Genomic DNA, 21771 nt, shown 5'->3' with positions numbered 1-21771 from the left:
ACTCTTCACTTAAGGTCTTACTCTTCCGCTTCGCCTTCGGCCTCGGTATCTTCACTGGCCTCTTCAATGCGCTCAAGACCAATAATATGCTCATCGGTCTTAACTTTGATCAGGCGTACCCCCTGAGTGTTACGGCTCAGAACCGACACTTCATCCACCCGGGTACGTACCAGAGTACCCTGATCGGAAATCAGCATGATTTCTTCGCCATCAAACACCTGCACAGCGCCCACAACGGCACCGTTGCGCTCGGTAGTCTGCATGCCAATCACACCCTGACTGCCACGACCTTTGGTCGGGAATTCTTCCACATCGGTGCGCTTGCCATAGCCATTTTCGGATACGGTCAGTACCTTGCCGCCCTCTTGCGGGATTACCATGGAGATAACCTTGACGCCGTCCGGCATCTTGATGCCACGCACACCGCGGGAAGTACGACCCATGGCGCGAACATTGGTTTCATCAAAACGTGCGGCCTTACCATGGGAAGCAAACAGAATGACGTCACTGTTACCATCGGTAATGGCCGTACCAACCAGATGATCACCCTCATCCAGATCAATGGCACGCAAACCCACACTGCGCTGGCGGGCAAACTGGCTGAGAACGGTCTTCTTCACGGTACCGTTGGCGGTGGCCATAAAGATGTAATGATCATCGTCGTACTCTTTCACCGGCAAAATGGAGGTGATGCGCTCACCTTCTTCCAGCGGCAACAGATTGACCATTGGTCGGCCGCGGGACTGACGCCCGGCTACCGGGATCTGGTAGACCTTGAGCCAGTAGACTTTACCGGCGTTGGTAAAGCACAAAATAGTGTCGTGGGTACTGGCGATCAACAGATGCTCAACAAAATCTTCATCTTTGACCGAGGTCGCGGCCTTGCCCATACCTCCTCGACGCTGAGCCTGATAGGCATCCAGTGGCTGGGTTTTGGCATAACCACCATGGGAGATGGTCACCACGCGATCCTCTTCGGTAATAAGATCTTCAATCGTCAGATCCTGCTGGGAGCTTTGAATATCGGTGCGACGCTCATCGCCATAGCTCTCTACCACCTGTTCCAGTTCTTCGCGGATCACCTGCATCAGGCGCTCCGGGTTACCCAGAATTTCGAGGAATTCGGCAATCTGTTCCAGCTTCTCTTTATACTCGGCCAGCAGCTTGTCGTGCTCCATACCGGTCAGACGGTGCAGACGCAATTCCAGAATCGCCTGGGCCTGAGCTGGAGAAAGGTGATACACACCGTCGTGCAAACCGAAGTTAACCGGCAAATCATCCGGTTTACAGGCGTCGGCGCCTGCGCGTTCCAGGAACTGGCTGACATCACCCACCGGCCAGCCTTTGGCAATCAACGCCTCTTTGGCGTCTGCCGGAGTGGATGAGGATTTAATCAGCTCAATCACCGGATCAATATTGGCAATGGCTACTGCCAGACCTTCCAGAATATGACCGCGCTCGCGGGCTTTTCTTAACAGGTAAACGGTGCGGCGGGTAACCACTTCGCGACGATGGCGAACAAAATGCTCCAGCAGCTCTTTCAGATTCAGAATCTTCGGCTGACCATCAACCAGCGCCACCACGTTAATACCAAACACGCTTTGCAGCTGAGTCTGGGCAAACAGGTTGTTCAGAACCACTTCGCCCACTTCACCGCGCTTAAGTTCGATGACGACGCGCAGACCGTCTTTATCGGACTCGTCGCGCAACTCGGAAATGCCTTCAATCTTCTTCTCTTTAACCAGCTCGGCGATACGCTCAATCAGGCGAGCCTTGTTCAACTGGTAAGGGATTTCATTGATGATGATGGTTTCTTTGTTGGCTTTGTCGTTGCGTTCAATCTCGGTTTTGGCGCGCACGTAAATGCGACCACGGCCCGTGCGATAGGCCTGCACAATGCCGGCGCGGCCGTTGATGATGCCGCCCGTGGGGAAATCGGGCCCGGGAATGATTTCCATCAATTCATCGATGGTGATGTCATTATTATCGATAAAGGCCAGACAACCTTTGACCACCTCGCCCAGATTATGAGGCGGAATATTGGTGGCCATACCTACCGCGATACCGGAAGAACCATTAACCAGCAAATTGGGAATGCGGGTGGGCAGCACGGCGGGGATGTGCTCTGTACCATCGTAGTTGGGCACATAATCGACCGTTTCCTTATCGAGATCCGCCAGCAGGTCATGGGAGATCTTCTGCATGCGAATTTCGGTATAACGCATCGCCGCCGCGTTATCGCCGTCGATCGAACCAAAGTTACCCTGACCATCAACCAGCATATAGCGCAGCGAGAATGGCTGAGCCATGCGAACAATGGTGTCGTACACCGCAGAGTCACCATGCGGGTGGTATTTACCAATTACGTCACCGACCACACGGGCCGACTTTTTATAGGGTTTGTTCCAATCGTTGTTCAGCTCGCTCATGGCGTAGAGCACACGACGATGAACTGGTTTTAGGCCGTCGCGAACATCCGGCAGAGCCCGCCCCACAATCACGCTCATGGCGTAATCCAGATAGGACTGCTTCAGTTCGTCTTCAATATTGACCGGTGAAATTTCTTTGGCTAACTCGCCCATAGGATTGGCATTCCTTATTATTTTGGCGGTAAAAAGGTTAGGTTAAAAACCAGCCTCTAATGGTTCAATTCAGGTTTGTTGCAGCCGCATTTTGCTCCCCCGCAACGACCGCACATAAAGCCATTGATACTACCATAAAGCCTTGCCGTTAATCACGTTTAAAAGCACTCATATAAAGGAAGGCTGTGACTCCTGAGCCAGACACAGGTTATACTCCCGAGCCACTGATAAATGGCCCTCAAAAGCAACAATAATCACCCAAACTGAACAGAAAAAAGGCAACCCTTTCCCATGGTACCCACAGCAACCCTCGAAACCGTCGATCTGCTGATACACGCCCGTTGGATTCTCCCCATAATTCCCCGCGACAAGGTACTGAAAGATTGCTCTCTGGTGATTAATGGCCACACCATCCAGGACATTTTACCTACCGCCGAGGCCAAAAAGCGCTACCAGGCTGACGAGGAATACGATCTTGGTCAGCACCTGCTGATGCCCGGTTTGATCAATGCCCACGGCCATACAGCCATGAGCCTGTTTCGCGGTTACGCCGATGATCAACCACTGCAAACCTGGCTCGAGCAGCATATCTGGCCTGCCGAACAGCAATGGGTAAATCCCGAGTTTGTTGAAACCGGCACCGAACTGGCCATTGCCGAGATGATCCGCAGTGGCACCACCACATTTTCCGACATGTATTTTTTCCCGGAGCAAGCCGCCCAGGCAGCCGCCAAGGCAGGCATGCGCTGCCAACTGGCCTTCCCGGTACTGGACTTCCCCACCGCCTGGGCTCAGGATCCGGATGAATACATCAGCAAAGGCCTGGCACTGCACGATGACTACGCCGGCCACCCGCTGGTTTCGATTGCGTTTGGCCCTCATGCCCCCTACACCGTCTCAGATGAACCACTGCAACGCATTGCCACCCTGGCCGAAGAACTGCAGACACCCATCCAGATTCATTTGCACGAAACCGCCAGCGAAGTCGATGCGGCCCTTGCTGAAACCGGCAAACGCCCGATTGCCAGACTCAACGAACTGGGACTGCTGTCACCCCTGAGTCAGTGTGTCCACATGACTCAACTCAACGATGAAGATATTGAATTACTGCACAACACCGGCAGTAACGTTGTCCACTGCCCCAGCTCCAACATGAAACTGGCCAGTGGTTTCTGTCCGGTTGCCAAACTGCAGCAACAAAACGTCAACGTCGCACTGGGCACCGATGGCGCCGCCAGCAACAACAGCCTTAACCTGTTCGCCGAAATGCAACTGGCGTCGCTGCTGGCCAAGGGTGTCAGTGGCGATGCCACCGCTGTCGATGCTGCAACGGCACTGGAAATGGCCACCATCAACGGCGCCAAAGCTCTGGGCATGGAAGACAGCATTGGCAGTCTGGAGAAGGGTAAAAAAGCCGACCTAATTGCCATCGAGATGAGCCAGCTGGAGCAGCTGCCAATCTATAACCCGGCCTCCCAACTGGTGTACACAGAAATGGGCTCGCGAGTCAGTCACAACTGGATTGGCGGTCGCTGCGTACTAGACAATTACAGACTGCAAACCCTGCACGAAGAAACCCTGAGCCAGAAAGCGCTGCAGTGGCAGAGTCACATAGCCCGGGATTAATACATTATTCCTACAAGATTTCATTGAAAGGTTTATAAACTTCTATGAGCAACGTCGACCAATCCGAAATTGCAAAGTTCGCCGCACTGGCCAGCCGCTGGTGGGACAAGAACAGCGAATTCAAACCCCTGCACGATATCAATCCATTGCGCAGCAACTACATTGACCTGAACTCACCGGTAGCGGGCAAAAAGGTGCTGGACGTGGGCTGTGGCGGCGGGATTCTGTCGGAGGGACTGGCGCACCGTGGCGCTCAGGTCACCGGCATCGACATGGGCATTGAACCACTGGAAGTAGCAAAACTGCACTCTCTGGAAAGTGGCGTACAGGTTGACTACAGACGCATTACCGCCGAGGAGCTGGCCGAACAGGAGCCAGAAGCTTATGACATCGTCACCTGCCTCGAAATGCTGGAACACGTACCCGACCCCGCCTCGGTAATCAAAGCCTGCGCCAGGCTTTGTAAACCCGGTGGCCACGTCTATTTTTCCACCATCAATCGCAATCCCAAGGCCTACGCCTTTGCCGTAATTGGTGCTGAATACGTACTGCAAATGCTGCCCAAGGGCACCCACGAGTACAGCAAATTTATCCGCCCGTCCGAGCTATCGAACTGGATTCGTCAGGCCGAGCTGAGCCTACAGGACATGACCGGCTTAACCTACAATCCGATCACCAAAAACTACAAACTCAACCCCAAGGATGTGGACGTAAACTATATGGTTCACACCATTAAGGCCTGATCGAATGACGGTTAAAGCTGTACTGTTTGATCTCGATGGCACCCTGCTCGATACCGCCCCGGATTTTGAAGTGGTGCTCAACCAGCTGCGCCAAGAGGAAGGGTTGGGGCCAATAGACGCCGACAAGGTTCGTCAGACTGTTTCCAATGGTGCCCGGGCACTGGTGGAGCTGGGCTTTGACATCAAAGAAGGTGAGCCGGGTTTTGAAGATCTGCGCCTGCGACTGCTGGCTCTTTACGAGCAACACCTGGCCGTGGCCACCAAACCCTTTCCCGGGATTGAACAATTGCTCAGCTTCTGTAAAGAAAACAATCTGGCCTGGGGCATCGCAACCAACAAACCCGAACAGTACACCACCCCTCTGGTCAGAGCCCTGCAACTGCAACCGGACTGCGTCATCTGCCCCGATCATGTCAGCGAGCGCAAACCGCACCCGGAATCCATGACCCTGGGCGCCAGCATCATCGGCTGCCAAACCGATGAAATCGTTTATGTGGGCGACCACATCCGCGACATCCAGTGCGGCAACCGGGCCAACTGCACCACCATCGCGGTACGCTACGGCTATATTGATGAAGCCGATGACATCAACGCATGGCAAGCCGACTATATTGTTGATCAGGCCGATGACATCTCACCGATAATTGAAAAACTGCTTTAAAGAAAACACCATGACCCAGACACTCCCCAACGATTACCGACCTGCCGACAAACTGCTGCAAGACAAAGTTATCGCCATTACCGGTGCCGGTGAAGGCATTGGCAAGGTAGCCGCTCTGACCTTTGCCAACCACGGCGCCACCGTTATTTTGATGGGTCGGACCATCGCCAAACTGGAGGCGGTGTACGATGAAATTGAAGCTAACGGTGGCGCCCAGCCTGCGATCTTCCCGATCAACTTTGAAGGCGCCTGCGAAAAAGACTACGAAGATATGGCACAGGCCATTTTTGATGCCTTCGGCAAACTGGACGGTTTGTTGCACAACGCCGCATTACTGGGTGAAAGAACCCCTGTCAGCAATTATTCCAATGACACCTGGCAGACGGTGATGCACGTCAACGTCAATGCACCATTTATGATGACCAAGGCCCTGTTGCCGGTAATGGAAAAAGCCGAGAGCGCGAGCATTATCTTTACCGGCTCGACTGTCGGCTACGAAGGAAGGGCTTTCTGGGGGGCTTACGCCGCCTCCAAAGCCGCTCAGGAAAACCTGATGCAAACCCTTGCCCAGGAGTTGGAGGGGGTTACACGGATTCGTACCAACAGCATCAACCCGGGAGCCACCCGCACCCGAATGCGTGCCACCGCCTACCCGGCTGAAAACCCAGTTGATGTTAAAGCGCCCGAAGCATTAATGCCGCTGTACCTCTACCTGATCAGCAGCGACAGCGAAGGCGTAAGTGGCCAGCAATTCAGTTATCAGTAAGTTTTCCCGGATACCCTACTCTCGCCAAATGGGAGCCAAATGGGAATTAGGTATCTCAACGAAACTGTTTTTCCACTCGCTCAACAAGCCCCTTCACAGGCTTGCTTTTTACCAGACGAAAACCAATGGCATCGGAGCGATTGTTATCCGGGCTATTGAGCCTGAAGGCTGAGCGCAAGGTAAAGGGCAAGCTAAACCAGGAACCTCCCCGCACCGCCCTTTCCCGGCAGCCTTCATATTCCCGGGCTCTGGAACTGGAAGAGGCGTCTTTGTAGGTCTTAAACCAGCAATCCTCAACCCATTCCCAGACGTTGCCGTGCATATCGAAGAGGCCAAAGCCATTGGGAAGATAGGAACCAACCGGTTTGGTGCCGACACTCTGGCAGCGACTGAAACCAAACCGCGCTTGCGAACAACTGATGTCGTTACCCCAACTGTAAAGGGTAATACCACCCGCACGCGCGGCGTACTCCCACTCGGCTTCGGTGGGTAACCGGTAGTGGTCATTACTGGTGCGGTTGAGCCAGGGTAAAAACTCCTGTTTGATGTCGAGCCAACTCACCCCCACCACCGGACGACTGCCGCGCCCCATGCCGAAATCATCCGGGCGAAACGAACAGCCGCCAGAATTGACGCAGGCGTCCCACAGGGCAAAGGTGATTTCGTGTTTACTCATCCAGAAATCGGAAACCGACACCATTCTTACGGGTTGCTCATCCGGGTATTCTGAGTTGGACCCCATTGGAAATTTGCCACCGGGCACCAACACCATATCCGGCTCATACCAGAGCTGGTAACCAACCGAGCGATCGGGCTGCAAATCATTGGCGGTGCCACAACCGGACAATAGAACAGGAGCAACCAGCCCCAACAATAAACACAGACGCAGACTCACGCTGAAGTCTCCGCGAAGTAATTTTTGACAAACACGTGGATTCCTAAATACCTGCCGGTTTAATCTCTATATCGCCTGTTTTGCCCAAGGCTTGAGCCATTGCACATTTTAATTGAAACAATCGTCCTATAATGGCGGAAAACAGCTACTTAAAGAAGCGGCCTTTGCAGCCGATAACAACAGCAATAAGCAAAGCTCTTTCAGAGCCTCACTCAATTCAGACCCAAGACGCTGTTTATGCCTAGATTCTGCCGAAATAATAAGGGAAATAACCGGATAAGCCTGACGCGCTGGTTACCCCTCGCCCTGTTTGCCCTTCTGACCGGCTGTGCCATACAACCCGAACCGCTGGAACGGGAGGTGATGGAAAAGACCAATCAGCAGGATCAGGACTTTGCCTACTTTGGCGCCCCCAAAATTGATGGCGCCATCACGCTTGAAGAAGCCGTTGCCCGCGCCCTCAAATACAACCTTGAGCACCGGGTCAGAATTTACGAACACGCCATCGCAGTGGGTCAACTGGAAGTGGGCCAGTACGATATGATTCCGGCGCTGCTGGCCGAGGCTGGCTACGCCTGGCGGGACAAAGAAAACAGCCGATTCAGCGCCGATGGCAGTGACTCTACCTCGACCGACAAAAGTCACTCCATCACGGATTTCGGGTTTTACTGGAACCTGCTCGATTTCGGTCTGGGCTATTACAACGCCAAAGAGAGTGCCGACCACACCCTGATCGCGGTGGAAAAGCGCCGCCGCGCCATGCACAACCTGATCCAAGAGGTTGAAACAACATTCTGGCGTGCCGCTGCCGCCCAGGAATTACAAACCAGAGTGAGCCGCGCCATCGATGAAGGCGAATCGGCACTGCAGCGCTCACGCGCCATTGCCGACGCCAACATCCGTCGCCCGGAAGAGGCTCTGCAGTACCAGCGCAATCTGCTGGAAAACCTGCGCCTGTTGGAAAATGTCAATCGCGAACTGGTTGTTTCCAGAGGCCAGCTCGCCACCCTGATCGGTGAAAAACCGGGCACACCGATTCGCCTGATCATTCCCGCCACCGGTGGTCATCAACTGATTGCCCCCATTACCCAACTGGAAGAGCTGGCACTGATCAACAACCCGGATCTGCGCATCAAGCACTATGAAAGTCGCATTGCCGTGATCGAGACCCAGCGCACCCTGCTGAAAATGTTGCCCAACCTGTCGTTCAGCTACGGGTTTCGCTCAGACGATGACAGCTTTCTGAAAAACAGCAGCTGGCAGGATGCCGGTATGCAGGTCAGTTACAACCTGATTAATATCCTCAGCGCCCCCAAACGTCACAAGATGGCGGAATTGGGTGTCGATCTGGCCAGCACCAAGCGCGCCGCTCTGCAGATGAGTTTGCTGACACAACTGCACCTGTCGCTGCAGGAATATCATCACGCCCTCAGCCAATATCAGCGTGCACGGGATATCCATCACGTCGACAGCAAATTGGCACAACTGGCCTACAGCAAACAACAGAGCGCCGTTGCCAGTGATCTCGATCGCATTTCCAGCGAAGTCACCTCCATCCTCAGCGAAGTCCGTCACTACCACGCTCTGGCGACTGTGCGCGAAGCCGAAAGTCGAATCCAGGCTACGGTCGGACTGGAGCCAAAAGTGGGCAACCTCGATCAGATTCCGTTGCCGCAGCTGATGGACCAGCTACGCATCAGCCTCAAGAGCGACACCCTGTTCAGTCCTGACGATAACGTCGAGAGTGCCATTGCTCTGGCCAGTAAAAACACCGCGAAACCTGAACCCCAAAGCAAACCGATGCTGGGCCATCGCGACACCTGGCTGCAACTGGGCGCCTACAAGGCCTACGACAATGCCGAGCTGGCACAACATCAGGCCATGGCCGTGTTGCGCCACAACAAAAACATTCTGGCGGTCCTTTCAGCGCCCAATATCGAAAAGCAACAGGAGCTCTATCTGGTGCGCTTTGGTCCCTTTCTCTATGGCCACGCCGAGAGGTACGCTATGGGGCTGAAACAATTACTGAATAAACCGGTAGCTGTAGTAACTACTCAATAATCACGACGCAATAATCACGACGTAACAGTAACGACCTAATGAACAATCGGATGTACTTTATCAGCGCGCTTTTTGTCTCAGGTTTGGCCCTGGGCACTTGGACAACGTCGACTCATGCCAGCGACTTTGCCATCGACAATATGGAACTGCGAGCCCATCTCAATGCCCAGCGCCACACCACTCTGGCCGCAGAGTTTGATGCCAAGATCAACCGGATCCGGGTCGCCGAAGGCGAAGCCTTCAAAGCAGGGCAAACCTTGATTTATCTCGATTGCGACCTGCAACAGGCCCAGCAACAGAAAGCCAAAGCCAATCTGGCGGGCACCCAGAACACTCTGGCGGGTAATAAACGACTGCAGGAGCACAATGCCATTGGTCAGGTAGAGCTGGAAAACAGTCGTATTGAAGTACTGAAAGCCAAAGCCGATGTCAGCTATCTCGATACCACCCTGAAAAAGTGTCAAATCAAAGCGCCCTATAACGGTCGAGCAGGCGAACGGCATGCTCAGGAACAACAGTTTGTACAGGCCGGGCAGTCATTGTTGGATATTTTTGACGATTCGGTGCTGGAACTGGAGTTTATTATGCCCTCCAGATGGATGCGTAAAGTCAAACCCGGTTACGGCTTTGATGTACACATTGATGAACTGGACAAGCCCTATCCGGCTAAACTGGTTAGAACCGCCGCCCGGATTGACCCGGTCAGCCAATCTGTAAAAGCCATCGCCATCATCGACGGTCAGTTTCCAGAGTTAATGGTCGGCATGAGCGGCCGGATTTTGCTGACGCCACCGGCGCCTTGAATCATCCCATTACTCAGTTGCAACGCGTTGCATCAGGCAGGTAGATCATGTCAGACCAGAGTCACACCAAGCACCCGCTGAAACGCCAGGCCCCTGCTCCGTATAAACTCGAAGCGCGGCTGATGTTTGATGGTGCGGCAATTGAGACCCTTGTGGAAACCGGCTCAGCCCCAGTTCCGGCCCCAGCGACAGAAGCCTCTCCGGAATCATCACCTGAACCGGAAAATAACCTGCCTCAGGAAAGCCAATCAGGAGCATCAGGCAACTCACAGGCTACCGACACCGGACACGACCTGCTGATCATCAGCGGCAACACCAGTGGTAATAACAGCCAACAACAAAAGCTCGATGAAGCCGAATCACAACTGCATCAGCATTTGCACAACTGGTTCGCCAGTAGCGACTTTGAACAGCAGGCTCAACTGATATTTTCCGGCAACAGCGATGACCCGCAGTGGCAGAACAATCTGCAAGCCCTGCAACAGACCTACCTGCAACAACACTACAGCATTCAGCTGGATATTCGCAGTGACGAGACTTTATCCGGTGCACTCGGTGCCTACAGCGCAACGGGCACAAACGGCAGCCCAACCATCTATCTCAATGGCGATTGGCTGGACAGTACCAGCAGTGACGCCATTGCTGCGGTATTGCTTGAAGAAATTGGCCACGATTTCGATCAGATACTCAACAACGGTGTGGATACACAGGGCGACGAAGGTCACCACTTTGCCAGCCTGTTGCTGTACGGCACCACCAACTCGATCAACCCGGTTCAGGAGCTGGATCAGCTGACACTGGAAATCGACGGTTATACCCTCAATACCGAAGCCGCTGCCCCGGCCAATATCGTACAGACCGTCTATGTCCCCATCAGCGAAGCCGATATGGCGACCGCTCTCGACACCATTGCCAATGGTGCCGGCGGTGCCGCCTCCGGAATCATTGCCAACACCATCGCCATAGCACCCAATGCCACCGGCACCGTGGTGGTCTATGACCACTGGGAAGATGGCTATGAACTGGATTTAACCAACCCGCTGCAGGCCAGCACCCTGATCTGGGGGGGTGGGGATCTGACCAATGGCATTGCGCCCGGCACCGCCGATGATCTGCTGGTTCCCGGTCAACCGATCCTGTTACAAAACAACGTCGATCCCGGCACCCCGGTGGCCAATGATTTTGATGCCCGGGATAAAATCGGCACCAATCAGTCTGTCAATGTCAGCCGCGTTGGCTGGGATACCGGCATCGACACAGATTTGGCCGGCGCAGTAAAAGTCACCAGCACCAGCAATGCCGGCACCAATTTTATCTTGCCCATTGGTGAAGATGTTCAGGGCCAGAATCCGGGGCCCTTCCCGGTATTTGAATACACATCCCTGCACATCAGTGCCTTTACAGACGGCACCAACATCGACATTGATACCGACGGTGATGGCACCCCCGAATTCAGTGTCACTCTCAACGAGGGCGAGACTTACTTTGTCGATGGCGGCGTGCTCGCCGGTGCCACCGTCAGTGCCGATCAGAACATTGCGGTCTATGCCATCGCTGGCCAGACATCCAATCTCGGTAACTACTGGCTAAATATCGCCCCGGTAGACCAGTGGTCAGACAGCTACTACACCCCGGTTGGCAGTGTCGACCCGCTGGATCCTCAGGCGCTGTTTCTCTATAACCCATCGGGCACCGCTTTTGATGTCAATGTCGTCAGCCTCGATGCCAGTGGCCTGCAAACCACTACCACCGTCAATCTGGCCGCCAACAGCGTTACCCGGCATGTGATGCCTGATTCGGGCGCTCACATTTTCAGTGTCGACGGTGAAACTTTTTATGCGGTGACCGCTCAGGAAGACAATCTGGTGGATTGGGGCTTCCCACTGATATCGCAAGACAATTTGAGTTCTGAATTAACCATCGCCTGGGCCCCGGGAGACATTAGCAACAGCGCCACCGAAAACCCGGTCTGGGTGACTCCGGTATCGGACACCAGACTGCTAATCGACAGTGCCAACGTTACCGTGCGCGATGCCGATGGTGTGGCTGTTCCGGGGGCCATGATTGATGCCGACACCTATCGCTATAATCTGACCGGTCTCGAAAGTTATCGGATTTATAACACCGCGGCGAATTTTGACCTGTCCGGCTTACGCATTTATACCGAAGACGGCACCCTGATCGCGGCCGCCTATGGCACCGACCCAAGCCTCAGCCACTCTCTTGATATCGGCTCGTCGATCCTGCCAAATCCGGATTTCAGGTTGCATAAAACCTGGGAGGAATTCATCGGCGACGGCGATAACGACATTGATCCCGGTGAGCAAATCCAATTTACCCTGATTGGCAGCAACACCCTCAACAGCGAACTCACCAACCTGAATTTTACGGACACCCTGCCGGATCCGGCAGTTGCCACCTATATTCCCGGCAGTGCCACTCTGACCGTCTACGACGCCAATGGCGCCGTGCTCTATAACGACGCCAACCTGGATGGCGGCACCGGTAACTTTCCTCTCGACGGCGCCGGTTACAACCTGATTGATACCGACCCGGGAACCGGCGGCAACCAGGGACTGCAACTGGGACAACGGGTAGAGATCAGCTATCTGGTGCAGGTGGCACCTGACTTCAATCAAACTCTGGTAAACGACGACTACACCATCAGTGTAGGGGCCAGCATGAGTGGTGATGAAGGCGGTTCGGCCATCACCCCCAGAGCCGCGATTGCCGATGTCACCGTTGCCACCCCCGGCTTCCCAAGTTTCGATATCAACGACAGTAATGGTGTGGCCACCGGTGATATATCCGTGCTGGAAGGTTCAAGTCTGACCGGCGAGAGCTTTCTGGTATTTCCGCTCAACAATCTGACCTCCATTGATATCAACGGCACCGAAGTGGTCAGCGGCCCCTACCCCATCGTCATTGGTAGCACCGAAGGCACACTGACCATAACCGGTTACGATGCCAGCAGCGGTGAAGTCAGCTACAACTACACGCCCGCTGCCGCCCCCAAAGATCACAGTGGTGGCGAAATCGTCGACAGCATCACCATCACCATTACCGACAATACCGCGGAAACCGCCAGCGAAACGCTGGACATTTTGATTCTTGACGATGCTCCGGTCGCCGTAGTCGACAATATCAGCCTCACCGAGGCACTGACACCGGTGAGTAGCAGCGGCAATATCATGCTCAATGACAGCATCAACACCGACACACCGGTTGTAGTATCCGGCATTGCCGTTGGCGCCACCGGCGCCCCGCTGATTGACCCTCTGACTGTGGGTGTCACAGTCAATGGCAGTTTTGGTGACATCACCGTGGCCAGTAACGGTACCTACACCTACAATCTGGACATCAACAACAACGTAGTCAAAGCCCTCAATGGCGGCCAAAGTATCACCGATGTCTTTACCTATACGCTCGAAGACAGTGACGGCAGCACCAGTTTTAATACGATTCAGGTGACCATCAACGGCATCAATGACAATCCCACCATTACCATCCCGGATATCAATGGCGCCAATGTCGGTGAAGTAGATGTTGAAGAAGACAGTAACTTTGCCGGGGTCTTTCTGGTAACCCCGCTGAATAATATTGCCGCGCTAACCGTCAACAGCACCGATGTCACTACCGGCCCCTACCCGGTTGCCATTCCCACGGCCGAGGGCACCATCACCATTACCAGTTTTGACCAGACAACTGGGGTAGTGGCCTACAACTACGATCCCACTGGCAATAGCCGTAATCACACAGCCGGTGCTGTGATCGATAACATCACCATTCGTGTGGTCGATGGCCTGGCCCAGATTGCCAACAACACCATGACCATTCAAATCGTCGACACAGCGCCTGTTGCTGTAACCGATGCCAATAACATCACCGAAGCCACGCTACCCGACACCATAACCGGCAATGTCATCACCGGCGTCTCGGGGCCCGACGACCTCAGTGGCGATTTACCCAACACCGTAGTGGGACTCGCCGCCGGCAACACCGGCGTGGACTTGTCATCACCGGCCACTGTAGGCGTGGCCGTACCGGGCAGCTATGGCACCCTGACCATCCTACCCGATGGCAGTTACACCTATGTTCTGGACAACACCCTGTTTGCTGTGCAGGCATTGAATACCACCCAATCGCTGGTCGAAACCTTTACCTATACACTGGGTGATACCGATGGCAGTCTCAGCAGCACCACACTGGATATCACCATCGATGGCACCAGCGCACTGCCGGTGATCACCATCAATGATGACAATGCCGCTGACAGCGGTGACATCAGCATTCCCGAAAATGAAACCCTCAGCGGCCAGTTCAACATCCAGCCACTGCTGCCGGATCTTTCTGTGCTGACGGTAGGTGGTACCGACCTGCTGCCCAACACCTACCCTGTCGCCATCATCACCACGGAAGGCACCCTTACCATTACCGCCTATGATGGCCTAACCGGCGACTTCAGTTACGACTACACGCCATCCGGGCTGGGCAAAGATCACAGTGCCGGCGAGGTAATCGACAGCATCATCATCGATATCGCCGACCGCATTGGCAATACCGCCAATGACACACTTGATATTCTGATTACCGATACCATCCCCACCGCCGTTGCTGATCAGAACACCGTGGTAGAGGACGATGTCAGCGATACCGTCAGCGGTAACGTCATCACTGACCCGGTAACCGGCGACCTGGCCAATATCGATGGCAATTTAACCATTGCCGGAGTAACCCAGGGCGACACCGGCACCAATCTGATTGCTCCGGGAACAGTAAACCGCAGCATCAACGGAGCCTTCGGCAGTTTGCGCATGGCCGCCGATGGCAGTTACAGCTACACCCTCGATAACACCAATACCACCGTAACCCGCCTGAACGATGGCGAACAGCTCACAGAAGTCTTTACCTATACGCTGATTGATGGCGATGGCAGCGCCGTCAATACGACCTTGAGCATTGTGATTGAAGGTATTACCGACCCTCCGAATATCTTCATCGAAGACCCCAACCCGATCTTGCAGGATGATGCGGCAGACATCCTAGACGCTGGCAGCGATATCGTTCTGGAACCACTGCCATCCAGTGGCGATGTCTATTTGTCGCAGATACATAATCTCGACAGTAGCATTCCAAGCATCAATCAATTGATTGATGAACAGGGCAACAGCGACCTGATTGCCGACAGTCGCAACCTGATCCCCAGACCCGAGCAGCTTACCCCTCAGGCGATCCAATTCCATGAGCAACAAGCCCGGGAGGCATGCCAGTTACACTGGCTGGAAAAGTTTTCCGACGCGGCCGCACAGGATCTACAACAGGTGGAGCGCATGCTTGACCGTGCCTTATCGGAAACGGACAGCTTGGATAGTAGCGCGCCTGACAGCAACAATTATCGGTTTGAATCGCCTTCGGCTCTGCCCACGCAAACATTTGCAACCGGGAGCGAGCAATTCAGCTATGCAATACCGGCCGATGCTTTCAGGCATGGCAACCCCGATGCCCTGATCAGTTATTCCGCATCCATGGCCGATGGTTCGGAGCTGCCGGAATGGCTTGAATTTGATCCGCAAAGTGGCGAATTCACTGGTACACCGCCAGAAGATTTTATCGGCGAGTTAATGATCAAAGTAATTGCCCGGGATGAATCGGGGCAGCAGGTCGAGACTCTGATTACCCTGCGTCTGGAGCCAGACAGCAGCGCCGGGATTGGCTCACCCTCGTTCTCCGATCAACTGCGCCAGCAAAACCTTATGGCCTGGAAATCCGACTACGAACAGCGCATTGATACGGCGCGCACGCTCAGGATGGAGTCCTGATGGCGGAGCATCTGTTGCACAACCCCGGTGCCCTGCAGGCTCTCACTGTGTTATCCCGACGCAGCCGTGAGGCCGAGACTGAAGCCGAACTGAGATTCCTGCTCGTCAATGAGACCCATACTCTCTGCCCCTATCGTCAAGCGGTTCTGTGGCAACCCGGCAAGGAACCGGTTGTTTCCGGCGTTGCCGCAGCGGAGGCCAATGCCCCCTATACGCTTTGGCTGAAACAGGTTTTCGCATGTCTGAATAAACAGACCTACCAACAGCCGCAGCGTATAACACCGGATCAACTGCCGGAAACACTGAACGCCGAGTGGGGGCAATGGCTCCCCGATTTTGCCCTGTTTATCCCCCTGTCAACGGGCGGTTTGTTGCTGGTTCGCGAGCACTACTGGCACGACAGCGATCTCAGCAACCTGTCAGAATGGCTGAGTATCTGGCAGCAGTCCTATCAGCTCCACTCGAGCCATCAACACGGATGGCTTCAATCAGGCACTGCCACATTAAGGAGACCTCTACAGTGGTTTCGCTCGGTGCGCTTTTGGGTTGCTGCTCTGGTAATTGCCAGTCTGTTTTTGCCCGTGCGACTGAGTGTTCTTGCTCCGGGCGAAATCATTCCCTTTGAGCCCAAAGTTGTTAGAGCACCGCTGGATGGTGTTATTGCCGATATTGTGGTCAGTCCTTATCAATCAGTGGATCTCAACACAGCTTTGTTTGTGTACGATCAGACAGAAATCAACAACCGTCTGCAAATCACCACCGATGCACTGCGAGTTGCCAAAACCGAATACCGCCAAAAGGCTCAGCAAGCCCTGTTCGACACCCGTCTGAAAGCCGACCTAGCCCTGTTGCAAGCCAGAATCACTGAACGCCAGCAGGAACTGGAATACCTGCAATCCCTTAAACTCAGAGGCAAGGTCAACGCCGAACGACAGGGCATCGCCCTGTTTCAGGACCCATCCCATTGGGAAGGTCGGCCGGTGATTACCGGTGAGAAAATCATGGTCATTGCCACTCCGGATCAGATCGAAATAGAAGCCTGGCTGGCCCCCGAGGATGTCATCGAATTGTCACCGGGCAGCGAGGCTCTGCTTTACCTGAATGCCCGCCCCCTTGAACCAGTTCGGGCCAGTCTGAATTACGTTGCCCACGCAGCCAGCCTGAGACCTGAAGGCCACTACGCCTATCGGGTACGCGCATCATTATCGGGGCAACAGGATTTACCACAGCTGGGCCTTAAGGGGACGCTGAAGTTATACGGCGCTCCCGTCAGCCTTGGCTACTGGGTCATCCGGCGTCCTCTGGCATCACTTAGAAGCTGGCTGGGGTGGTAAACATGGCCAGCCTGCCCCGTTTGCGCGAAGACCTGATTCTTCATACAGCACCCAGCAGCCACAGCGGAGCTCCTAACTGGTCCCTGCAGGATCCGGTACGGAATCTGTTCTTTCGCATCGATTGGCAGAGCTTTGAAATGCTGTCGCGTTGGCATCTGGGGGACAGCCAGAAAGTTCTCGAAGCCATCGATGTCGAAACCACCATTACCACCGATAAAGACGACATGGAAAATCTGATCGGTTTTCTTAGCGACAATGAATTGATCCAACGACACGACCCCCAAAGCAGTCGCTGGTTTGCCGAACGAGAACAGCAGTCCCCCTCTCTGGGTAAAAAACTGGTACAACACTACCTGTTTTTCCGGGTTCCCCTATGGCACCCCGACCGCTGGCTTGATCGTCACTTGGCCAAAGTAACGCCTCTGTTTGGTAAAAGCTTCCTGTTACTGACCTTAGTGGTACTTGCTGTGGGCTTGATGCAACTGTCACAGCAATGGCAGACATTCAGCTCGTCTCTGGTGAATTTGTTTACCTGGCAGGGCGTGATTGCGTTTGGCTTGACCATCGCTCTCGTAAAATTTCTGCATGAACTCGGGCATGCTTTTACCGCCAAGCGCTATGGCTGTCGCGTGCCTACCATGGGCGTTGCTTTCCTGCTGCTGTTGCCGATGGCATATACCGACGTTAACGATGTATGGAGGTTACGCAGTAAAAGGCAACGTCTCGCAGTGGGCAGCGCAGGTATTATGGTTGAATTGGCGATTGCCGCCTGGGCCACCCTGGTCTGGTCCCTGTTGCCAGAAGGACAGCTGCGCAACGCCGCTTTTTTGCTGGCGAGTACCACTTGGATTTCCTCCCTGCTTATTAACCTGTCACCTTTCCTGCGCTTTGATGGCTATTTTCTGGTGATGGACTGGCTCGACATGCCAAACCTGCATCAGCGTAGCTTTGCCCTCGGTAAATGGTGGCTGCGCAACGGCTTATTCGGTCTGGCACAACCAGCACCAGAACCCCTGCCACCGGAACGCCAGCGCTTGATCATCGCATTCTGCTTTGCCACCTGGCTGTATCGTTTGATTATTTTTATCGGTATCGCCTGGCTGCTCTATCAAATGCTACCCAAACCACTGGGTCCCCTGCTGGCAGCAATGGAACTCTGGTGGTTTATCGCCGCACCCATATTGAAAGAGCTTTCGCACTGGACGTCACAGTGGCGTGCCATTCTGGCTTCTGGCAGAAGCTGGTTAACGGGATTTGGCTTCTTGATTGCGCTGCTGTTACTTGCCATTCCCTGGGACGGGCGTATTGAAGCTCAAGGTATTCTTCAGCCAGAGCGATCCGCCGACATCACCTCCCCCGGTGCCGCAAGAATCGATAACATTATGGTATCCGATGGCAGCTACCTGAATGCCGGCGACACCCTAATGATGTTGACCAATCCCGACCTGATGTTCCAGAAACAGAACTTGAATGCGAAACTTAAAAGTCTGGACTGGCAATTACAGACGGCACTGGTAGAAGCGAGCTTTCGTGAGAACCGACAACGTCTTCAGGCAGAAATGCTGAAAACCCGCAGTGAACAGCAGCTGATCGACGACGAAATAAAACGTTATTCTCTGGTTGCCCCCTTGAATGGGCATTTCTATTTTGCCGCTCCTGATATTCGTTCAGGGGACTGGATAGGAGACAAACAAATTCTTGGCCAGCTGGTTGATAAAAGCCAGTGGCAAGTCACCACCTATGTGACCGAAGCGCAGTTGTCCCGGCTCAAAGAAGGCGACCGCGCGCGATTTTATACCGATTCCGGCAGCCACACGCCCTTCGAACTTTTGGTAAGTACCATTGAGCCTGACGCGACCCGCATTCTGGAGGATGACATATTGGCATCAACCCACGGCGGAAAGATACTGGTGCGCGAATCGGATTCTGGATTAACCCCGGAGCAAGCTCACTATCGGGTTACGTTGACCCTAGACGAATCTCAACTTGAAGCTGCAGCGACCTTGAAATCCCTGCGGGGCAATGTCGTGATTCAGGGTCAACCCAAAGCCTATCTGGACGATTTCTTCCGTGCTGTTGCTGTGTTTTTTGTTCGCGAGGCCAGTTTTTAAAAGGAGACAACAATATGACCATCAGCAAGCTGCATCTGGCTATATTGTTCAGTTGCGGATTCTCAGCCTCGCTATCAGCAACTGAATCGACGTCACTGGTTGGTACGGTTTCCCATCTGCGAGGGGAACTCGTCAGCCTGGAAATGGATTCCGATTCTCGACGGGCTTTGACCAAGAACTCGGCCGTAAATGAAGGCGACCTTTTGATTACTGCCAAACAGAGTTATGCGCGCATTAAATTTACCGATGGCGGCAATCTGATCATTCGTCCCAACAGTGAAATCAGAATTGAGAATTATCGATTTAAAACCGATGCTCCCGAACAGGACCGCTACACTCTCAATCTACTCAAAGGCAGTTTGCGCTCCATCACCGGCTTGATTGGCAAGCGCAACCCCGATCGGCAATTAACCTACACCAGCCACGCCACCATAGGTATCCGGGGAACCCATTTTGGCTTGCTGCTTTGCGCTCAGGAACAGGATTGTATTGATGAAACCAACCTAGCTGGTCAGGTTCCCGATGCAGGGCTCTATATCGATGTTATGGAAGGTGCGGTAACAGCCATCAATGATGGCGGCCGACAGCAGATAAGCGCGGGGCAATATTCGCACATTGAAAACAACACCCGTGTAGCGCGGATACTGACGGCAGAAGAAGCTGTACGCGTAGGGATCCCTTCTTCAATGGTAGGCGACACCATTGAAGAAGATTGTCTGGACTAATAGGCACAGGGTTGGATTAAAGTGGCCACCACCAATCGTCACTGTTAGATCGCTGTAGCCCGGAATCATTAACGGAAGGCTGCGGAGTCCTTTTCTGAGGTGCCGTTTCAGCCTGAACCGGCTCTTGTTTGGTGAGGGTTTCCCACAGCGGCGGCTCTTTCTCTACCGTATCAATGATTTGATAGTCGTACATGTTTTCCGGGATCATCGGCAGCGTGTAGTCGCGCCACAATTTGTGGACACGGCCATTCACAAACTGAATAAAAACATGCTTTTCTTTGTGCCCGGTGTCCTCGTATTTGAAGAGAAACAGGACGCGTACACGTTGGTTTTTATTTTCGGAAAAACGGTAGGTGAACACTTCAGAGCCATTTTTATGACTCTTCATGGCATCGGGTTTACCAAGGTATTCCATCACCCACTTGCGGGTGGTTTTGCCAGCCGTGATTTGCTGAATGATTTCTTCCGGTACCCGCTTGCCATCGTGTTCATAGGTAACCTGATCGCGCACATCCACAAAGCTGCAAGCAGATAAGGCACTTGCCATAAAGGCCAGAATAGCGAAATAACGAAGCCGCGACATGATATGCACCTGTTCGTCTATCAGGCGGCAGCGTTTTTAACTTGGGAATGCATCAGCTCCATCAAAGAAGCCTCCGCACGAGATATGCCACAGCGACGGGCAACTTCTTCCGTATTGAGCCCGGCATTAAGTAAACGAGCGGCATCAGCCAGATCAGGGGCCAGCCCTTCAATAGGATTGGGGGCTTTGTCGGTCGCGACAACCGTTTCTGCTTCAGCCACCTGCACCAAATTTTCAGAAGCGACTTCGTTAGCGGCTTCGGCTGCATCTATTTGCTGCAACTGTTTTTCCAGTGCAATCAATCGGCGCCCCATGCCGATAGAACCATTATTGGTCATCTGCAGATTATGATCGAGGCGCTGATACAACCGCTGAGTCAGCAGTGACTGTTTGCGTAAGCGTCCATAGCAAACCATCGCAAGAGCCAACGCCATCCAACTGATGCCAATGCTGCCTATCAAGGCAAAATTCATCCACATAGTACTCGACATAACTCTTGAACCTCTTCACTGCCAGAGCGGGTTCGGTGACTGGTGGCTTATACGCTCTCCAGTTCGGCCCACTCTTCGTCTGTTAACAGTTTGTCCAGCTCGATGAGAATCAACAATTCATCGTTCTTGTGACAAACCCCTTGAATAAACTTGGCACTTTCATCATTTCCGACGTTTGGTGCCGTTTCAATTTCTGATTGTCTTAGGTACACAACCTCGGCCACGCTATCGACCAGAATACCAACCACATGGTTGTCGGCTTCGATAATCACAATACGGGTATTGTCTGTGATCTCGCCGGACTCCAGGCCAAAGCGGTGACGAGTGTCAATAACCGTCACAACGTTGCCGCGCAAGTTGATGATTCCCAACACGTAGGTGGGAGCACCAGGTACCGGGGCGATCTCGGAATAACGCAATACCTCCTGAACCTGCATTACGTTAATGCCGTAGGTCTCTCCGGCCAGTCTGAAGGTTACCCACTGCAATACCGGATCTTCACTTGCTTTGCTTTTTGTAGAGCTGGTTGTCATAACCACAAATCCTCAATAATTCGAGCGTCAAAAAACTA

The 21771-nt window shown here is 53.7% G+C and carries 15 protein-coding genes; 10 read left to right on the top strand and 5 right to left on the bottom strand.

The genetic code is table 11. From position 1 onward, the window contains the following. Positions 1 to 17: 17 nt before the first annotated feature. A complete protein-coding gene (gene gyrA / locus ACPXV9_RS07375) occupies positions 18 to 2582 on the bottom strand; it encodes a DNA gyrase subunit A (protein WP_423895808.1) in 2565 nt (854 codons plus the stop codon). Between the two features lie 291 nt (positions 2583 to 2873). On the opposite strand from gyrA, the gene ACPXV9_RS07370 reads away from it, so the two are divergent. The 4 genes from ACPXV9_RS07370 to ACPXV9_RS07355 are packed head-to-tail and all read left to right on the top strand — an operon-like array spanning position 2874 to position 6378. Further along, positions 2874 to 4208: a TRZ/ATZ family hydrolase gene (locus tag ACPXV9_RS07370; protein ID WP_423895807.1), complete on the top strand. Its 1335-nt coding sequence runs from the start codon at positions 2874 to 2876 to the stop codon at positions 4206 to 4208. A gap of 44 nt (positions 4209 to 4252) precedes the next feature. Next, positions 4253 to 4951, top strand: a complete 699-nt coding sequence (ubiG, locus tag ACPXV9_RS07365) for a bifunctional 2-polyprenyl-6-hydroxyphenol methylase/3-demethylubiquinol 3-O-methyltransferase UbiG (protein WP_423895806.1) — start codon at positions 4253 to 4255, stop codon at positions 4949 to 4951. 4 nt (positions 4952 to 4955) lie between these two features. Beyond that, positions 4956 to 5612: an HAD-IA family hydrolase gene (locus tag ACPXV9_RS07360; protein WP_423895805.1), complete on the top strand. Its 657-nt coding sequence runs from the start codon at positions 4956 to 4958 to the stop codon at positions 5610 to 5612. Between the two features lie 10 nt (positions 5613 to 5622). After that, positions 5623 to 6378: a YciK family oxidoreductase gene (locus ACPXV9_RS07355; RefSeq protein WP_423895804.1), complete on the top strand. Its 756-nt coding sequence runs from the start codon at positions 5623 to 5625 to the stop codon at positions 6376 to 6378. A gap of 55 nt (positions 6379 to 6433) precedes the next feature. On the opposite strand, the gene ACPXV9_RS07350 is transcribed toward ACPXV9_RS07355, so the two are convergent. Further along, positions 6434 to 7273, bottom strand: coding sequence for a formylglycine-generating enzyme family protein (locus ACPXV9_RS07350; protein WP_423895803.1), 840 nt, complete (start codon positions 7271 to 7273; stop codon positions 6434 to 6436). Positions 7274 to 7510: 237 nt separating this feature from the next. Between ACPXV9_RS07350 and ACPXV9_RS07345 the strand changes: the two genes are divergently transcribed. Genes ACPXV9_RS07345 through ACPXV9_RS07320 form a run of 6 tightly spaced genes read left to right on the top strand, consistent with a single transcriptional unit; the run spans position 7511 to position 20126 of the window. Next, positions 7511 to 9334, top strand: coding sequence for a TolC family protein (locus ACPXV9_RS07345; RefSeq protein WP_423895802.1), 1824 nt, complete (start codon positions 7511 to 7513; stop codon positions 9332 to 9334). Between the two features lie 38 nt (positions 9335 to 9372). Further along, a complete protein-coding gene (locus ACPXV9_RS07340) occupies positions 9373 to 10137 on the top strand; it encodes an efflux RND transporter periplasmic adaptor subunit (RefSeq protein WP_423895801.1) in 765 nt (254 codons plus the stop codon). A 47-nt stretch (positions 10138 to 10184) separates the two neighbouring features. Then, positions 10185 to 15956 carry a VCBS domain-containing protein gene (locus tag ACPXV9_RS07335; RefSeq protein WP_423895800.1) on the top strand — a complete coding sequence of 1924 codons (5772 nt, stop codon included), beginning with the start codon at positions 10185 to 10187 and terminating at the stop codon, positions 15954 to 15956. Beyond that, the gene (locus tag ACPXV9_RS07330) at positions 15956 to 17290 is read left to right on the top strand and encodes an HlyD family efflux transporter periplasmic adaptor subunit (RefSeq protein ID WP_423895799.1); all 1335 of its coding nucleotides are present in this window, start codon (positions 15956 to 15958) and stop codon (positions 17288 to 17290) included. The genes ACPXV9_RS07335 and ACPXV9_RS07330 overlap by 1 nt, the downstream gene beginning before the upstream one ends. A gap of 2 nt (positions 17291 to 17292) precedes the next feature. Beyond that, on the top strand, positions 17293 to 19401 hold the full coding sequence (locus ACPXV9_RS07325; protein WP_423895798.1) for an HlyD family efflux transporter periplasmic adaptor subunit: 2109 nt from the start codon (positions 17293 to 17295) through the stop codon (positions 19399 to 19401). A 14-nt stretch (positions 19402 to 19415) separates the two neighbouring features. Next, positions 19416 to 20126 (top strand): FecR family protein, encoded by a 711-nt coding sequence (locus ACPXV9_RS07320; RefSeq protein WP_423895797.1) that lies wholly within the window; start codon positions 19416 to 19418, stop codon positions 20124 to 20126. Between the two features lie 16 nt (positions 20127 to 20142). Here ACPXV9_RS07320 and ACPXV9_RS07315 read toward each other — a convergent pair whose 3' ends face one another. The 3 genes from ACPXV9_RS07315 to ACPXV9_RS07305 are packed head-to-tail and all read right to left on the bottom strand — an operon-like array spanning position 20143 to position 21733. After that, entirely contained in the window at positions 20143 to 20709 is a 567-nt protein-coding gene (locus ACPXV9_RS07315) for a hypothetical protein (protein WP_423895796.1), read from the bottom strand. A 20-nt stretch (positions 20710 to 20729) separates the two neighbouring features. Next, positions 20730 to 21200 carry a DUF2802 domain-containing protein gene (locus tag ACPXV9_RS07310; protein WP_423895795.1) on the bottom strand — a complete coding sequence of 157 codons (471 nt, stop codon included), beginning with the start codon at positions 21198 to 21200 and terminating at the stop codon, positions 20730 to 20732. 47 nt (positions 21201 to 21247) lie between these two features. Next, positions 21248 to 21733: a chemotaxis protein CheW gene (locus ACPXV9_RS07305; RefSeq protein ID WP_423895794.1), complete on the bottom strand. Its 486-nt coding sequence runs from the start codon at positions 21731 to 21733 to the stop codon at positions 21248 to 21250. Between the last annotated feature and the right edge of the window lie 38 nt (positions 21734 to 21771).

Source organism: Candidatus Pelagadaptatus aseana (assembly GCF_040362265.1).
GTDB lineage: Bacteria > Pseudomonadota > Gammaproteobacteria > Pseudomonadales > Cellvibrionaceae > Pelagadaptatus > Pelagadaptatus aseana.
The sequence above is the reverse complement of the archived record's forward strand: the minus strand, read 5'-3'. Positions and strand labels throughout refer to the sequence as shown.

Excerpts from the sequence above, each read along its gene's own strand:
- gyrA (WP_423895808.1), bottom strand. The coding sequence starts at position 2,582 with ATGGGCGAGTTAGCCAAAGAAATTTCACCGGTCAATATTGAAGACGAA.
- ACPXV9_RS07370 (WP_423895807.1), top strand. The coding sequence starts at position 2,874 with ATGGTACCCACAGCAACCCTCGAAACCGTCGATCTGCTGATACACGCC.
- ubiG (WP_423895806.1), top strand. The coding sequence starts at position 4,253 with ATGAGCAACGTCGACCAATCCGAAATTGCAAAGTTCGCCGCACTGGCC.
- ACPXV9_RS07360 (WP_423895805.1), top strand. The coding sequence starts at position 4,956 with ATGACGGTTAAAGCTGTACTGTTTGATCTCGATGGCACCCTGCTCGAT.
- ACPXV9_RS07355 (WP_423895804.1), top strand. The coding sequence starts at position 5,623 with ATGACCCAGACACTCCCCAACGATTACCGACCTGCCGACAAACTGCTG.
- ACPXV9_RS07345 (WP_423895802.1), top strand. The coding sequence starts at position 7,511 with ATGCCTAGATTCTGCCGAAATAATAAGGGAAATAACCGGATAAGCCTG.
- ACPXV9_RS07340 (WP_423895801.1), top strand. The coding sequence starts at position 9,373 with ATGAACAATCGGATGTACTTTATCAGCGCGCTTTTTGTCTCAGGTTTG.
- ACPXV9_RS07335 (WP_423895800.1), top strand. The coding sequence starts at position 10,185 with ATGTCAGACCAGAGTCACACCAAGCACCCGCTGAAACGCCAGGCCCCT.
- ACPXV9_RS07330 (WP_423895799.1), top strand. The coding sequence starts at position 15,956 with ATGGCGGAGCATCTGTTGCACAACCCCGGTGCCCTGCAGGCTCTCACT.
- ACPXV9_RS07325 (WP_423895798.1), top strand. The coding sequence starts at position 17,293 with ATGGCCAGCCTGCCCCGTTTGCGCGAAGACCTGATTCTTCATACAGCA.
- ACPXV9_RS07320 (WP_423895797.1), top strand. The coding sequence starts at position 19,416 with ATGACCATCAGCAAGCTGCATCTGGCTATATTGTTCAGTTGCGGATTC.
- ACPXV9_RS07315 (WP_423895796.1), bottom strand. The coding sequence starts at position 20,709 with ATGTCGCGGCTTCGTTATTTCGCTATTCTGGCCTTTATGGCAAGTGCC.
- ACPXV9_RS07310 (WP_423895795.1), bottom strand. The coding sequence starts at position 21,200 with ATGTCGAGTACTATGTGGATGAATTTTGCCTTGATAGGCAGCATTGGC.
- ACPXV9_RS07305 (WP_423895794.1), bottom strand. The coding sequence starts at position 21,733 with ATGACAACCAGCTCTACAAAAAGCAAAGCAAGTGAAGATCCGGTATTG.